The organism is Asaia krungthepensis NRIC 0535 (genome assembly GCF_025995175.1).
GTDB lineage: Bacteria > Pseudomonadota > Alphaproteobacteria > Acetobacterales > Acetobacteraceae > Asaia > Asaia krungthepensis.
Window position 1 is genome coordinate 107,904 of record NZ_BAPV01000043.1, and the last position, 16,167, is coordinate 124,070.

The 16,167-nt window shown below is 58.6% G+C and carries 10 protein-coding genes; 2 read left to right on the forward strand and 8 right to left on the reverse strand.

Features of this window, described 5'->3' with window-relative positions; translation table 11 throughout:
- Positions 1-167: 167 nt before the first annotated feature.
- The 5 genes from AA0535_RS12115 to AA0535_RS12135 form a co-directional block, all read right to left on the reverse strand.
- Positions 168-2,306 (reverse strand): TonB-dependent receptor, encoded by a 2,139-nt coding sequence (locus AA0535_RS12115; RefSeq protein WP_264816629.1) that lies wholly within the window; start codon positions 2,304-2,306, stop codon positions 168-170.
- 90 nt (positions 2,307-2,396) lie between these two features.
- Positions 2,397-2,795, reverse strand: a complete 399-nt coding sequence (locus AA0535_RS12120) for a permease (RefSeq protein WP_264816631.1) — start codon at positions 2,793-2,795, stop codon at positions 2,397-2,399.
- Positions 2,796-3,013: 218 nt separating this feature from the next.
- Positions 3,014-4,225 carry a Dyp-type peroxidase gene (locus tag AA0535_RS12125; protein WP_264816633.1) on the reverse strand — a complete coding sequence of 404 codons (1,212 nt, stop codon included), beginning with the start codon at positions 4,223-4,225 and terminating at the stop codon, positions 3,014-3,016.
- Positions 4,222-5,376: an NHL repeat-containing protein gene (locus AA0535_RS12130; RefSeq protein ID WP_264816636.1), complete on the reverse strand. Its 1,155-nt coding sequence runs from the start codon at positions 5,374-5,376 to the stop codon at positions 4,222-4,224. Before AA0535_RS12130 ends, AA0535_RS12125 begins: the two co-directional genes overlap by 4 nt.
- 8 nt (positions 5,377-5,384) lie before the next feature.
- On the reverse strand, positions 5,385-6,878 hold the full coding sequence (locus AA0535_RS12135) for a carbohydrate porin (protein WP_264816638.1): 1,494 nt from the start codon (positions 6,876-6,878) through the stop codon (positions 5,385-5,387).
- 551 nt (positions 6,879-7,429) lie between these two features.
- On the opposite strand from AA0535_RS12135, the gene AA0535_RS12140 reads away from it, so the two are divergent.
- Together AA0535_RS12140 and AA0535_RS12145 are read left to right on the forward strand one after the other, a co-directional pair.
- Complete coding sequence (locus tag AA0535_RS12140) at positions 7,430-9,802, forward strand: TonB-dependent receptor (protein WP_264816640.1); 2,373 nt, start codon at positions 7,430-7,432, stop codon at positions 9,800-9,802.
- Positions 9,803-10,028: 226 nt separating this feature from the next.
- On the forward strand, positions 10,029-12,650 hold the full coding sequence (locus tag AA0535_RS12145) for a TonB-dependent receptor plug domain-containing protein (RefSeq protein ID WP_264816642.1): 2,622 nt from the start codon (positions 10,029-10,031) through the stop codon (positions 12,648-12,650).
- 91 nt (positions 12,651-12,741) lie between these two features.
- Here AA0535_RS12145 and AA0535_RS12150 read toward each other — a convergent pair whose 3' ends face one another.
- The 3 genes from AA0535_RS12150 to AA0535_RS12160 form a co-directional block, all read right to left on the reverse strand.
- Positions 12,742-14,499, reverse strand: coding sequence for a hypothetical protein (locus AA0535_RS12150; protein ID WP_264816644.1), 1,758 nt, complete (start codon positions 14,497-14,499; stop codon positions 12,742-12,744).
- A 513-nt stretch (positions 14,500-15,012) separates the two neighbouring features.
- On the reverse strand, positions 15,013-15,135 hold the full coding sequence (locus AA0535_RS12155; protein ID WP_264816647.1) for a hypothetical protein: 123 nt from the start codon (positions 15,133-15,135) through the stop codon (positions 15,013-15,015).
- Positions 15,136-15,139: 4 nt separating this feature from the next.
- On the reverse strand, positions 15,140-15,919 hold the full coding sequence (locus tag AA0535_RS12160) for a GolD/DthD family dehydrogenase (protein ID WP_264816649.1): 780 nt from the start codon (positions 15,917-15,919) through the stop codon (positions 15,140-15,142).
- Positions 15,920-16,167: the final 248 nt, after the last annotated feature.

A 16,167-nucleotide genomic window follows, 5' to 3' on the forward strand; every position in this document is an offset into this window, starting at 1 on the left:
ACAGTTTCACCAGATATTTTGACATCGAGCATGGGCGGGGCGTAGCCCATCGAGGCCTCCGCGCCAAGACAAACGCGCTGGCGGAGACCCGGGCTGATGGCTCGGTCCTGTTCCACCCTCCTCCGGCCCCGGGACCGGAGGAGGCGTGTCCTCCCAGAAAGGCAGGATCAGAAAGCGGCGTTCAGGCTCAGGTTGAATGAGCGTCCAAGCCCCGCGAGAGGAGCGAGGATATTGGTCTGGCGAAAATCACCGAGGGATAGTCCGCCGAGGGGAAGATAGTATTTCTGGTTCAGTACGTTCTCGATGCTCGCATCCAGGGTGTATTTACGCCAGCGATAGCTCCCGCCCAGTCCAAGAAGCGCGTAGCCGGGTGTACGGGGCTCATTGCGTATCCGATCCACCGTGGATTTGCGTTTCACTAGCGTGACATCGACCCTCCCGGCCCAGTTCTGCCAGGTCTCGCGCAGGCCTATCGTGCCGTTGGTGGGCATCTGATGATAAAGACCCGTATGCGTTTCCATGTCCTGGCCGCGCACCCAGCTGAACGTGCTCACGATCTTACCCTGGCCGAAACGATCGCTGTTCCATAGTCGCGCCTGAGCATTGGCATTGATTCCATAGCTCTGGGCATAGTGATTGACGAATTGCAGTTTCGAGAGGCCGTTGCTGAATCGGGCAAGCGGGATGACGTTTATGTAACCCTCCGTGTAGGTGTAGAAGGGCTGCAACCGGAGTCGCCACCCCTCCCCCTTCGGATCATGCCATGTGATTGTCACACTTGCCGTGTTAGCAATTTCGGGCCTTAGATCAAGATTGCCGACATAACCATTGCCATCGCCGAACCAACCGATCATGCGCGTGGCCATGGTGCCCATGCCCCAGGCATAACGTTCGTAGAGATTGGGCGAGCGCGTCTTGCGCGCGTAGCCTCCCTCGATCATGAGGCTGTCCAGGGCATGATAGCGTCCGGTCGCGGTGACATCGAAATTCGTGTCCGTGCGCCCGCGTGATGCGGCGTTGAATTGTTTCGCCGCCATGATATCGGCCATCTGCATCATACCTGTCCAGGAGTACGGCGCGACCTTGCCGGTGTTCATCATGATGAGATCATTGCGCAGGCCAAGCTGCGTGAAGAAGCGGCTCGTCCATTGTGCGTTCCACTCAATGTAGTGACCCAGCCTGTTCCGATGCCCGTTATTGATGTTGTGGAACGTATTGGGCCCCATCATCATGCTTCCGATTAAGGGAGGCCACCAGTCATTGAGTCCGTTATGGTCATAGCCGCTCCCGATCTTGACGGAATGCCGTGTGGATATTGGGATCGTCAGATCAATCGCATAGCCAGCGGTTCGGGCGTCCGTGTTCATGGGCATCCCGGTGGTGGCGCTATGGCCGCCCTTGTCATTCATCATGTTCATGACATGATCGACGCGTTGCCAGAAGCCGCGGACATCGAGGGTCGCCCACTCGAATTCGCCCCGGTACTTGCCGTTGACGAAGGTGGATCGGTTATTGGTCATATCCATATACTGATTTGGGAAACCCTCATATGGGATGTCTTGCTGACCAAAGGTCAGTGCCAACAGGTGATTGTCCTTCTTCAGTCCGGCCGTCACAGCGTGATTGAACGAGAGATAGCTTGTGGAGCGCACCTGACGCCCATCACCACCCGTATGGTAATTGCTGGCATGGCTGTACGAGCCGGTATAGCGGAGGCTAAGTGTGTCATTGGCGACCGTCACTGTGCCCGAAGCGCCCGACCCGCCGCCATTGCTGCGGTAATCGCCGCGCACATGTCCTGTGATCAGGACCTTGCCCGATTTCGCAAAAAGCGGGTCCCGACGCTCGATCCTGACTGTTCCCCCCGTGCTGTCTCCACCGATACTGACTGGGGTCACACCGGCAATCGCCTCTGCCGAGGCCACGCTATCCGGGTCGATATAGGACATCGCGGGATTCATGTGATTGGGACAGGCCGAAGCGATGCGCATGCCATCGACGATCGTCGCCACACGGTCATCCGCCATCCCGTTGAGTACGGGTAGCGCAGAGACGCCTCCAGCTGAATAGAGGCTGTAACCGAGCGATCCCTTAAGTAGTGTGGCGGTATCAGCCGAATGGATGGCGGTGCGCCTTATGCCCTGGACCTGAAGATATTCTACAGGCTTGTCGTCATCGGGGGCCGGAGGGGTTTTCGATTGGCTCTCGGCGCGGGCGTCGAAGGCACAGAGCAAAGCGATAACGGAGGTGCAACCGAGCACGCGCAGCGCGCGCGTTCTGGCTCTGCCGGACGGGGGCAGGATCATGGGTCAATTCCCGGACTGGATCGTAAGCGTGATCCGTGTGCGCCTGCGACCAACCCAAGGTAGGTCACGACGCCGCACGGAAGCGTCAAATCAGATTCGGGGCAGAGGTGGCGCGTGGGAGGGAGGCAGGCACCATCTGAGATGGGGCGGAGCCCGGCAGAGCGGCAGCCTGAATCGGCGCTCAAGCGTGATGCTTGTGGCGAAAGCCAGAAACACAGAACTGCCGAGGATGAAGACGCCCAATTGGAGCAGAGGACAAAGGGCGCAGGCGGCATCATGATGATGACCCTTTTGCGCCCCGCCCGTTTTGCCAGGCATGACCATGTCGGGCATGCCTTCGCAGTCCGGCATACTCATCGCGGGAGCGATATCCACACCAATCAGACGCTCGATCTCGGCCCGGGGTGTCTCCTCAGGCGCGGCGAGAGTCTGAAGTGTCAGAGAAAGCGCGAAAGCAACGAGAACGAGACCGGCCACAGCAAGACGCAAGATGGGCCATCTCGCCCCTCTTTCATCCCGATGTTGCCTCGACGCCTGAATGGACCCGCTCCCTGTATGCCCCGCACCTGCCCGACAGGGGTTACAACCCAAGGCTTCAGGCGTCCAGAGTAATAAAAACGGACTTCATTACTCTGGAATTACAGGGCAAAAGCCTTCTCGGCCTGGCGGAACTGGATCAGAGTGCACCCGCCCCCCAACTCGCGGCCTCATGCCTCGAAAAGCGCCTGACCGATATAACCGCCTTTCCTGCGACCGGGACAGGCAAACAAGCCCCCGCCGATATGGGTGGTATACTGATTCATCATGTCGAATTTCGACATGCGCTCGAAGATGCGCGTGAACCCCGTCCTGGGGTCCTGCTGCCAGCTCATGAAAAGCAACCCAGCATCCATCTCCATGCCCTGGCGCCATGGCGGCCAACGCTCGGCCGTGAAGCTCAGGCCGTTATCATAGGAATAGGCCCGTCTGAGGATCTGGGCGCCCCCGTTCTCCTCGGGCGCAGCCAGTCTGGCGTGGGAGTTCTGTGCCGTGACAGGATTACCGTCATGATCCTTCTGGGCAAGGGTCAACGGCTCGAACTCATCGTGCCCGCCAATCGGTGCACCGCTCTGTTTTTCACGCCCCATCGTCTCTTCCTGGAAGCTGACCGGGGTTCTGTCCCAATGCTCAAGGGCGATCCGGATGATGCGCGAAACCAGATAGCTTCCACCCTGCATCCAGGGCAGGTCCGTATCCGCTGCCCAGATATAGCGACCGGCAGATTGAGGGTTCTGGCTATCGGGGTTGATGGTGCCATCCTTGAACCCCATCAGGTTGCGTGGCGTCTTGCCCTTTCCGAAACTCGGCAGAAAACCCGCCTGAGCCCAGCGCGGATCGGCCACGCCATAGGCAAGCCGCGTCAGCGCGCGTGAAGCATGAAGCGTGGTTTGCGGATCATTGGCGCAGCACTGGATGCAGAGATCACCCCCCGTACGAGCCGGAACGAGCTGATCGCCGGTAAAGCGCGGCAGATCGGCCAACGCCTCCGGTCGATGAGTATTGAGACCGTAGCGATCCTTGCCATCTTTCTGGAAAAGGCCGGGGCCGAACCCGATGGTGATCGTGAGATCACGATCCTTCAACCCGTCGATCTCGCCGGAATCCGCGAGACCATGGACCGAAACGCCGGCCATCAGCGCGTCCGCGGCCTCTGTCCAGCGCCGCAGCAATGCAACGACCTCGTCGCGTTTTGTCGTCGCGAGATCGAAGGTAATGAAATAGGCGCAGGGCTGTTGCGCTGTGATGATCCCGGGCTGATGAAGCGCCGGGCTCTCGATCGCAAAGACCTGATCGGCGCTCGCCGCCACCCCACCGGCAGCAGCGGTGGTCGCCAGGAATCCCCGCCTGCCAAGGCGAAGTCCGGAATTGGAATGTGTCATGGCTGGCTCACATTCAACGTGTTCATGTCGTCTTCGACGTAATAGAAACTCTTGCGGTCCGGCGTCATCGCCAGACCGAAGAGGTCGCCATTCCCCGGCGGCTGCTGCGCCTGATCCGCGTCGACCCACTGCGCGTAGATCTGCTTCTTGGTAGCAGGATCGATCTCGACCACCTGACCGTTGCGGCCATTGGCGACCAGAAGATGGTGGCCCGGCACCCAGATCATGGCGAGAGGCCAGTTCAACAGGCCCCCCTTGGTAATGATCCGTCCTACGGCATCATCCTTGCGAGTTACCGGATCCGTGCGCGTGAGAGCGTCATCGATCGCGGTCACCTCATTGTCGTAGCCGTCGGTGACATAGAGTGTGCCGTCATCGTCAAGCGCGAGGCCGGTCGGGCCGAACAGGAAGTTGTCTCGATCTGCGCGGGCGGAGAAGCCGCTCGCGATCACGGTCTGGCTTTCAAGTTGCGGCGGACCGCCTTCGGGAATGCTGAGTTCAAGGCGCAATACGGTCGCTTTGTGCAGGATGGGCGGGTAATGCGTCTGCGGGTCCACAACATTCGGTCCGGGAAGATCGAACCCGGTCATGGAAATGAACAGGGTCGCATTGTCTCCCTTATCGACGCTCGCAATGTCCCCCCAGGGCGCATTGATCAGAGGACCTTTCCAGGTGGTCGTGTATTTGCCATTCGCATCGAGCACGATCAGGCAGCCATCGCCCTTGGTCGTGGTCGTGCCATCCTTGCTGGGTGCACTTCCGACGATGATCCATCCTGATTTCAGGATGGCGAGGGCTGTGGTCAGCCCTACCCCGCCAGGACAGGCAGCCAGATTACGCGGCAGATTGGCGAAGAGCCGCGCATTGCCCGTCACAGGTGAGTAGGCAACAATCGTTGTGCCCGTACCCTGCAGGTTACTGATATTGTTGAAATTCGTGACGAGAACCTCGTCCTTCTTCAGCACGCCCATGTCCTGTGGGACGACCACCACGGCATAGGGATTGAGATCTCCATTGCCTGGGCTGGTCGAGGCCAGTGTCGTATGGCGATGCAACGTCTCCAGAAAGCCTTTGTTCTGGGCATGGGCGGGCAGAGAGAAGGCGACAAGGGAGCATGCGGCGAGGGCAGCATTGCGGAATTTGAAGGACATGGTTCTTCTCACAGCGCGATATTGGTACGGAACCCGAAGACGAGTTCGTCACGCAGGCGCCGGTCAGGGTGAGACGGGTTGGGAATGCCGCCCCCCGGGTTGAAAACGTACTGGAAGTCGGGCTGCCACTGCATCCAGCCCGTGAACTGGTACTGATACGTGACCTCGACATAGGTCTCGCCGCCCTGCGCGGGCGAATATGCGCCCGAATAGCGACGCACAGCGCGGTCATAATTGGCCAGGGCGCCGCTGACATGGGTGTAGCCCATGCCGATACCGAAGGTATCATCAGTGCGGTACGGAAGCGGATCGTTGAACGTCAGGCCAAAATTGAGCGAGAAATCAATGGGCACGCGATCGGTTTGCGGTGCCCCCATGGCGCGCCCGAAAATACTGATTGTCCGATTGGGATCGGTATGGCTGCGCCAGATCATCTGATCCATCACGGCATAAAAACTGAACGCCCCTCTGTGAGTCATTGCGGTGCCGTTGCTGTTGGGTGAAGCAAGGGGAATACCGCTATTGTCCCAGAACTGATCGGCGAAAGGCTCGGAATCATACCATCCGCCGATACGGTAGACATGCGAAAGCGGTTGGACCTCGTCAGGGGAGACCATCGCCCCGAGCGCCGGATAGACATATTGCAGCTCCGCAATGGCGAGCACCCCCCGATTGAGCGGGAAGCTCGTGCCGGAGGGGTTGGCCATTTGCGGGTCCCCGTCGCGATGCCGGGTGGGGCTGCCGCTATAGACACCGCCAAGAAGATAGAGGGGCGTGGCCAGCCAGTACTTTCCCCGGACGCCCAGCGCCGAAAGCGGATAGGCCGGACCACCACCGGGAAGATCCGCCGATGGAAGCATGGGCCAACCAAACATGGTGTTCGCAAATACAAGCGCGTTCGAGCTGATCATGTATTCCTGATCGAGGCTCTGCTGGCCGATCTTGATATCGAGCTTCTGCTGATCGAGGAATTTCTGGTCGAACCAGAGCTCCCAGAGGCGCGTCGCGCGATCGGCCTCAATCCCGCTCACGGTCTGAAGCGCCATGAGGTTATCGGCGCTAAAGGCGCGGCCGTGTATCTGCTCCATGCTGACATTAAAAGTACCACCATACCAGCCCATGGCACGCTGGGTGTCGACCTGGAGCACGGCCACGGTCAGTCCGTTATACCCTGCCCCGCGATGGCTCCCTCCGGTCGGATTGCCGAAAACCTCCGACGTTTCCTGAATAGCCAGCACCGCGCCGTATTTGCCGAGCTCCGGCCTGAGCCCCCACATATTGCCGAGAAGATTGGAGGTACGGCGCCAATTGGACAAAAATCCGAAAACACCTGAGGAGGCATCGTCGCTTGCTCCCGCTGCGTTGCCAAGATTGACGGGTGGCGGTACGGCGCGCGCCTCGAATGGAAGCGCAAGCCCCCCCATGCCGATGCCTAGGAACAGGGCGCGGGCCCTGAACTTCCGGGCGGTCTTACGCCGCCTTGGTCGAAGAGTGCTTGTCATAAACCTGGACTCGTTAAGAGTGAGAATCGTTCGCATGACATGGCAGCAATTTTTTGACATGATTGGTTAATTATCGCCAATATACGAAATCGTGTTTGCATATCGAAATATAGAATCGTGGACTTATAAGGATATATCTAGGTTTTCCCTTCGTTTCAGTCAGTATGTAAATATACCACGATGAATGGAAGAAATGACCTGACCAGGCTTCGCGGTACGCCACCACGGTTTTTCGATCCGGAAAAGAGGGTCAGTGCGCCTGAACCGCGCGTCCCGATCGGACCAAATGGCCAGAAATTCGTCATCACCATCGAGCTGGAATGCGCAAGACCTGACCATGTGACGAGGGTCGGGACCCAGATATCCTCTGTCGGACTGCCGAACGTCTAAGCCTGCATGGCGTCGCAAGACCCCGCAGCACTCCTCCTCGACTGATCTCTCAGTCGGAGAGCCTCATTCAGACAGCCATTTTTTGTTATAATGTATCATTTTACACAGAATGACAGACTCCCTATCCCGGGCGGGACACAAAGCCGCGCCGGACCCAAGCCATGACACGCATCACCCTCTTTCTCTTGTCTCCGCTGATCTGCGCCTTGACTGCATTCCCCGACCGGGCCGACGCCGATGCCGTTGAACCATCAGGAGAGTCCCGCCCGGAGACACCGCGTACACGACCGCTCAAGCCTTCCCGGCATGAGGTCGTGGTTGTGCGCCACAAGCGCGCCAATCCGGACGGTTCGAAGGGTACGTCACCGGGTGGCGGTCTGATGCCCAACCAGACTGCGCCGCGCGCTCAAAGCGGCCTGACGCGAGATTTCATTGCCAGGCAATCGCCCACTCTGTCCCCTCTGGCCATGATCGCAAGCCTCCCGGGTGTGGTGTATTCCGGCAATGATCCACTGGGTACGAATGACGAGCAGCAAGGATTGTCCGTTCGCGGACTGGATCAGACCGAAATCGGCTATCTCTTTGAGAACGTGCCTGCGGCGCCGCCCCTGTTTCTCGTGCCCTATGCCTCCCAGACGGTCGATAACGAAAATATTGCTTCCGTCACCCTGGCTCAGGGCAGTGGCGCGACAGATGCGCCCCTCTATAACGCGGTAGGGGGAACGCTTTCGATGCGCATGCGCAAACCCTCGGAGGAGCGTGGCGGATACATTGGCGGCTCCTGGGGCTCCTATAACCTGAACCGTGAGTTCGTACGGCTTGATACAGGACGGATCGGCCAGGACGGCCCCAAGGGCTTTGCGTCATTTTCCTATCGAGGGGCGGATCCGTGGCGTGGCGCAGGGCCGATGCGCCGGTTCCACACAGATGTGCGTCTGAGCAAGGAATGGGGGCAGGCTAACACTGCTGATCTGATCTTCTCGTTCAACCGGGAGCGGGGGACCTATCTGCGTCCACCGACCATGGCGCAATGGAAGCAATATGGTACCGACTTCAACTACACATCTGACTACGTCTCCGGCGATCCGAATTATTACCGATATCAGGAGAATGCCCGTGCCCAGAGCTTTCTTGCGGCGCCGCTTTCGCTGCGTCTTTCACGGCAGCTTCGCCTCGATCTGACTCCCTATTTTATCTATGTCTGGGGGTATGACAGTTACGGTACCACGCTCAGCCGCCTGGGAAGCTATAATGGCAATAGACCTGCAGGGGGCTTGCAGGTTCCAGCCACTCTAGGCGCCAGTTTTGTTTCGGTTGCGACAGATGCCTATCACCAATCTCACTCAGGGCTGAACAGCGCGCTACACTATGAGACGGGCCCTAATCGGCTGTCACTGAGCTACTGGCACTCCTATTACGATTTCTCGAGCCTCTCGCGCTATGTTCTGCCCAACGCGCAGGGTGGCGTCTCCAACCAATGGGGGGATTATCCGATCCTCACAGCCAGTGGCGCGCCGCTCTCGTCCTATGACGCGCGGCTCATGCAGCAGATCAATGCGCTATCTCTCACCGATCGCATACGCCTCCTGCATGATCGTCTCACAATCACGGCCGGTCTGCGTGTCGTTATGGTGTCGCGCTCGGTCACCAATCTCCTGCCAGGCGCACGCTATCGAAACGGGACAAGCTATGTCTCGCCCCTGCCCCAGGTCTGCGCGGCATTCCGCCTGTCGCCTCGTGACCAGGTCTATCTGAATGGTACGACCGGCTTCAGAGCACCGTCAGGCATTTCGAGCTATCAGGATCGCTTCAGTCTGACGAGCGGTCAACAGACCCGCAGCGCATCCTCCGATACACGACCGGAATATTCAATCGGCGAGGAGATCGGCTATCGCCATACCGGCCTCGTCAACCTGTCGCTTGCCTTCTTCAACTATAACTTCACCAATCGTCAGGTCACCACCACCACGCCTTTGAATGGCGTGATGACGACAGAGTCGATCAATGGCGGTGGTCAGACTGCGCGCGGTGCCCAATTCGAGCTTGGTTTGAGGCCGTGGCATGGCCTCAGCCCTTATCTGTCTGGCCAGTACATTCATGCGACCATCGACAACAATATTCGCTCTGGGAGCGATTACCTGCCGACTGCCGGCAAAAGACCGGTCCGTACACCAGAATTTTCCGGCGGCCTCGGTCTTTCCTATGACGATGGCACATTCTTCGGGCTGTTCAATGGACGTTATGTCGGCCCGACCTATTCGACCTTCATGAACGACGAGAGGATTCCCGGTTTCGCGAGTGCAAATCTCTCGCTCGGCTACCGGCTGCAGAGCAGCCAGCGCCTCAAAACGCCGCAACTGCAACTCAACCTGATCAATCTTGGGCGATCGGGATATCTGTCAGGGGTCAATGGCGTGGGCCTCAATCGAAACCCGACACGGGGCGTATACGGGACAACAATTGCGGGGCGGGCACCGACCTATTTTGTCGGTGGCGGCTTTGCGGGTGTTGTCTCGCTCTCAACAGGATTCTGACACGGACCAGCCTGATTTATGACAGAATGTTGCGAGAGCGATAAAGACCTTCTGTTTCCTTAAAATCGCATTTATCGTTTCTATGTCGCAATGGAGCGCCGGTCCCAGCCCGGCTGCTCCCTTGTGCACAACCCTGACATCGCGTTTTAGGTCAGCCTACGCGACACAACCCCTTGCAGATCGTTCCGGTACAGGAACGTTTCGACCTATATTGGAAAGGCCCTAGATGAGACGACGCGCCTCCTTTCTTACGGCCTCACTCACCGTGATGACTGCCATGGCCCTGCTGCAAGACGCCCAGGCAGCAGGGTCCACAGACACGCATGCACGCAGGACCCCTGGCAAAACGGCAAGCAAGCCCGCCCAGCCTGTAAACCGGGATCAGACCCCAAGACGGTCGGTACGCCAGAGAGCGATCTCGGGTGATGAATCTGTGATTGTGACAGGCACCCATGCCGTCAATCGAAAGGCCCGGGACAGTACCAGCCCGATCACGGTCATCACTGGTGCAGAACTTGCGCGTTCGGGTCAGCTCAACCTCACCGACGCGATCACGCGCGTCAATCCTGCCATCAATATCCAGACAAGGGGCAGTGATACGGCAGCACTCACCGGCTCGATCCGCATGCGCGGTCTCAACCCGAACGAAGTGCTTGTGCTGGTAGATGGCAAGAGACGCCATGTGACCGGCAACGTCGTGCAGAACCCGGGACCGCAATTCGGCTCTACCCCGGTTGACCTCAACATGATCCCGGCCAATGCCATCGACCATATCGAGGTGCTTCAGGATGGTGCCGCCGCGCAATACGGGTCGGATGCCATTGCTGGCGTCGTGAATATCATCACCAAGAAGCAGGATCACGGACTTCATATGACCGCCCAGACCGGCGCGAATGCCTATTCAGGCACAGGCTGGAATTACCAGCTCAACGCCGATGGCGGCATGAAGCTCGGGCGTGATGGGTATCTCCATCTGAGTGGGCAGGTTTATCACACCGACCACTTCTTTCTGGACACACAGGACCATCGCCTGCTGCCCTATGCCCCGCCGGGTGCGAATACGGTCGGGTATTACGGAATTCTCCCCGGCGCGATCAAGGTGCCCTACAACTCGAACAAGATCATGAGTACGCCCGAGGAAACGCGCGAGAATCTGGGTATCGATTTCGGCAAGAAGGTGAGCAGCACCGTCGATTTCTACGGACTCATCACCTATGCCCATCGTCATGCCGAGGCGATCCAGAATTATCGTATCCCCACGATTGCGCCCACCCTCTATCCGACCGGTTTTTCGCCGATCGAGGCCATCGAGGAGAACGACTATCAGGCCAATCTCGGGTTCAAGGGGAGCCATCTTTTTGGGTTCGACTGGGATGTGAGCACCGAATACGGTGCAGATGAGGACGACATCAACACAATCAACACCGCCAATACGGGTATGCTCGGTCGCTCCTGCCAGACCACCAACAGGGCCCTGCCATACTTCTCATCGCAGGGTTGCGGATACTCCCCCACCAGCGCACGCGCCGAGACCTATCGCAACGCGATGTGGACCAACAACCTCGACATCCGCCGTGGATTCCGCATCGCAGATGCCGTGCCGATGACGCTCGCCTTTGGCGGTCAGCATCGCCTCGAAATGTACGATATCGTCGCCGGTGAACCTCCCTCCTATGAGGCGGGCGGGACTCAGGGCTATGCGGGCGCCGCGCCCCAGAATGCCGGGAGCTGGAGCCGTAATATCTGGGCAGCCTATATCGACGACGATTTCCATCCGCTGCCCAAGCTCGATATCGATCTGGCAGGCCGTTTCGAGCACTACACGGATTCCGGGAATACCGAGAACGGCAAGATCTCGGCGCGTTACGACTTCACAAAGCGTATTGCCGTGCGTGCCACGATCAGCAATGGTTTCCGGGCGCCGACACTGGCCGAGCAGCATTACAGCGCGCTCAGTGTCGGCCCGACCTCCGCCTCAGGCCTGTTGCCTGTGGCCTCCGAAGCCGCACGTACGCTTGGCGCCAGTGCGCTCAAGCCAGAGCGTTCCACCAATGCCAGCGGCGGCGTCGTGTTGGAGCCAGTCAGGAATTTTCATGTCGAGGCCGATGTCTATCAGATCAATCTGAGAGATCGCATCGTGCAAGGTGGTTCTGTAGTGGGCGCCCAGGCCATCACGGCCATTGAGCAGATGGGGTACACGCTCCCAGGTGGGGCGACGCTCAGCAATCCGACCGGATTCTCGGCGTATTTCTTCTCGAACGGAGCAAGTACGCGCACCCAGGGGCTGGACATCAAGGCGGATTATCGCCTGAGATTGCAGCGCTACGGATCGGTCGTGCTCTCCATGGCGCTCAACCTCAACCGCACCACATTGACGCATAACGGACTCTCTGCCGCGGGCCGTCCGCTGCTCAATGCGCAGACGATTTCCTACCTCACCACGGAATCTCCACGGAGCAAGATCGTGCTCAATGCCTATTACACAATCGGCCATTGGGACGTGAATTTGCGCCAGACCCGTTACGGTGAGACCGTGGGCATGCTGACCTATCAGGACTGGACACCGGCAAGTGCCATCTGCCCGCTGACCGGCGGCGCATTGCGCGGATCCAATACCTGCTTCGCGCAATTCAAGAATACGCCGCGCTGGCTGACCGATCTCGAACTCGGTTATCGCTTCAACGATCACTGGCATGTGGCAGTGGGCGCCAACAACATCTTCAACCTGCGCCCCCGCAAGGTACCCGCTTATCTCGCTTCGAACGGCGTGAATGTTTATGATTCGGCCTCTGCACAGGTGCCGATGACAGGCGGATATTATTTCGGCCGTGTTAACGCCGACTTCTGAATGCAGAAAACCGCCAGAGCGCGATGCTCTGGCGGTTTTATGATCTCGATGACCGGCCTCGCCCGACGGGAGAGGCCGTTTCGCTCTGCGCTTATTGGAAAGGGAGATAACGCAGCGACAGGAACACCATGTTATCATTGGTGTGTGGCGTACCGCCCACCCCGCTGAAGGAGGTGACATAGGTGTAGGAATACTGCGCGCCGACGCGCAGCGTGCCGTAATCGCCATGCAGATAGGTCCACCAGAACCCGGCTGTGCCCTGCACGACGCGATTGATACTGGTCTGGCAGGCGCTGGACGCGGCCCCTTCGATATCGCAGCCGCCGACGTTGTAGAGCGGATTACCATAACCGTAATGCTTGCCGCCGACATCGAAGTAGGAACGCGAGCGGAGCATTTCCATGCCGCCATAGGCGTAAAGCTGAAGCGCCTTGGTGGCATTCCCGTACAGACCGACCAGCACGTTGGCCGCGGGCATCGGCTTGACCTGCCCCTTGGAATCGATGGTCACGTCAGGAATATTGGACGTCCCGTAGCGTCCGATACCCGTACCGATCAGGCCGGAAGCCTGGAAGAACACCTTGTGCGATTTCTCGACCGGCAGGATCAGACCGCCACCGCCGCCACCGGCCACCTTGGTGCTGCTCTGTCCGGTTCCGGTATAGGAGACGCGGCTATGAGCAAAACGCAGCAGCCCCGTGAGTTCGTAATGGCCCCAGCCCGGATCGGCCGCGAGCTTGCCGATCACATCGGGTGCGACATCGGTCGAGTAATTGGTGGACGGGTTGTTCACGTTGACGCCAGCATTCTGGTACGTGCCTGACGTTGCACCGGCGGGAAGATACTGGCCGCCTGAACCAACCGCGATGACCTGCTGCGGGTTTTCGATCGAGATACCGACATTATAGCGGCTGTGATCAAAGCCCTTCACGAGGCGGATCTGGGTGTTACGCGTCCAGTTGAACCCTGGGATATACTGGGCGTCGATCGACAATGGCACCTGCTCGTCACGAGCCCGCATACCGTGGTTGAACATGGTGAGCAGTGACCAGTTCTGACCACCAAGCAGGGTCAGATCGTCCACATCGTCAATCAGCTGGCCGTAGAACACGCGCTCACGCAGAACGTAGGAGTTAGACTGGCGCGAATTGGAGGACGACCCCGAACCCTGGAAATCGGTCTCGATATAAGCCTGAGCACGCAAAGCCTTGGTGATATCGCCTTCGACGAGGGCTGCCAGACGGCTCTGACGCGCCGATTCGTGGAATTCGTTGATATGGTAGTTCGGGCTGTTCGCAAACGGGATCGAGCCGAAGTTGGAGGAGATATCCGACACGTTGTTGCGCGACCTGAACATGGTCGCGGCCTCGACATAACCACCGAGCGTGATGCGAATGCCACCAATCTGGATCTGACCGCGATGAAGCGGCCCGTAAAGATCAGTCACGCGGCCGGTTGGGGTGCCGGTCAGCTGGCCATAAGGGGTTGCCGCATTGACAGGGGGAAGCAGGACATCCCTGTTCGGCCCGGGAGCCGAAGCGGTAGCGAAGCCTGCACCGGGGGACATGGCACCGGAACCGTGGGCTGGCGCGCCGCGATAGCCGTTACGCGCGCCATAGGGGTCATTCTCTTCTGCCTGACGCTGCTGCGCCAGCTGGTCATGGATGCGCTTCATTTCGCGCTGATGCTCGTGCTTCATCTCTGCGAGCTGCGACTGCATGGCCTTGATCTGCTGCTCCATCAGACTCATCTGATCGAGACTTGCGGCATGCACTGGGGTCGCGACGGCCAGTGAGGCCAACGACACCGATGCCAGCAACAAGCGACAGGCACGGGGGAGAGAGGTCATGTCAGTATCATCTTCCGATGCTGCGGTGGGTGTGAGCCTCCCTTACCCATTGCCCATCGCTGCTTCCTGCGAAGCTTTGATGACTCCAATATGACAGTTCGATGACAGTCTACCTAGGATACTGATATCAAACATGAATTTTATGGTTGTGTTTGTCTTATGATGACGACAGTCCGACAAAGTGTGGCTAGTTGTTGTTTTTCCGACACAGATCGGGATGAACAAACTCTCTTGTCACGCCCATACGAATAGACATTCATGCGCTTCCACGTTTGTTCCGAGGGTTGAGCCTTCCCCGGTGCACTTCGCGTCGCGCGCGTGAGCACTCGAAAGCGTATCCGTTGAAACGACGAACCTCGCCCGGCATGCTATGGCTTGGCTATCGAAGGTGTTCGACGGGACAAGCAAGACAGGCAAAATGCCCTTGAGAGGGGAAATCACTGACCTGAGACTGGACGCCCACCCGCCTCGCCTCCCGCAACCGTTCCAATCGAGATATCAAGAGAACATGCCTCAACGCAGATTGCTGCCGAAGGGAGAGGTTCGTGGATGGTGAAACTGGCTCTTTATCCCTGAGCGATCGTTCTTGATCTGGCCAGGCAGCGCGTAATACCCGGCCAGATCAAATGAGGGCATGTCTTCAGAGGATCGTGTAACCGCCATCGATCAGCAGATCGGCCCCATTGATCATGGCGGCGCCGCTGGACCCGAGGAAGACTGCCGCCGCAGCAATCTCTTCAGGAATAGCGAAGCGACCCGTCGGGATACGCCGTATGGCGGCTTCTCCCTTTTCTCCTGCCCAGGCCTTCTTGCCGAGTTCGGTCAGAACCACAGTCGGGGAGAGGGTGTTGACCGTAATCCCGTATTTACCCCACTCCGCCGCGAAGGTCTTGGACATACCGATAACGCCGAATTTCGAGGCGCAATAGGCCACATGTTCTTCAATGGCCACTGTTCCCGCCTGAGAAGCAAGATTGAGGATGCGCCCGCCCTTCCCTGCCGCGATCATGGCCTGACCCACGGCCTGCGTGACCAGGAAGGTACCCCTGAGATTGATAGCAATCGTCTTGTCCCAGTAATCCAGAGGCAGCGTCTCTGCCGGGGCCAGGAAGACCACGCCAGCACAATTGACTAAAATATCGATCCTGCCGAACGTGGCCTCCACCTTCGACACCATTTCCGCCACGGAAGTTGCATCGGAGACATCGCACGAGAATGGCTGGGCCGACGCCCCCAGTTCCGATGCCTTCGCTGCCGCATTGTTATGATTCACGTCAACGAGAGCCACCTTGGCTCCCTTGCGCACATAGGCCGTCGCGATGGCCGCCCCGATCCCGGAGGCGCCGCCGGTGACAAGGGCGATCTTGCCCTCGAGGGAAAAGTCGAAATCGATATCGGTAGCCGAGAACTTCACGTCCATGATCACGCTCCTTGTGATTTATCACACGAGAATAGAGCACGATGTGCGATATCGTAAGCGTCCCAGCCCTGGACTCACAGCTTTGTCACGGGATTATCGGAAACGTGACAAACGAGCCCGACGCGTTTCGCCTGACGACAACCCGGCGTTCACGTTGCAGAAAACGTGTTGCTGACGGGTGGCATCCATCATGTTGATAATCTTCTCCAATATAATCGACGATATTTGGTGACTTGTTTGTTATACTT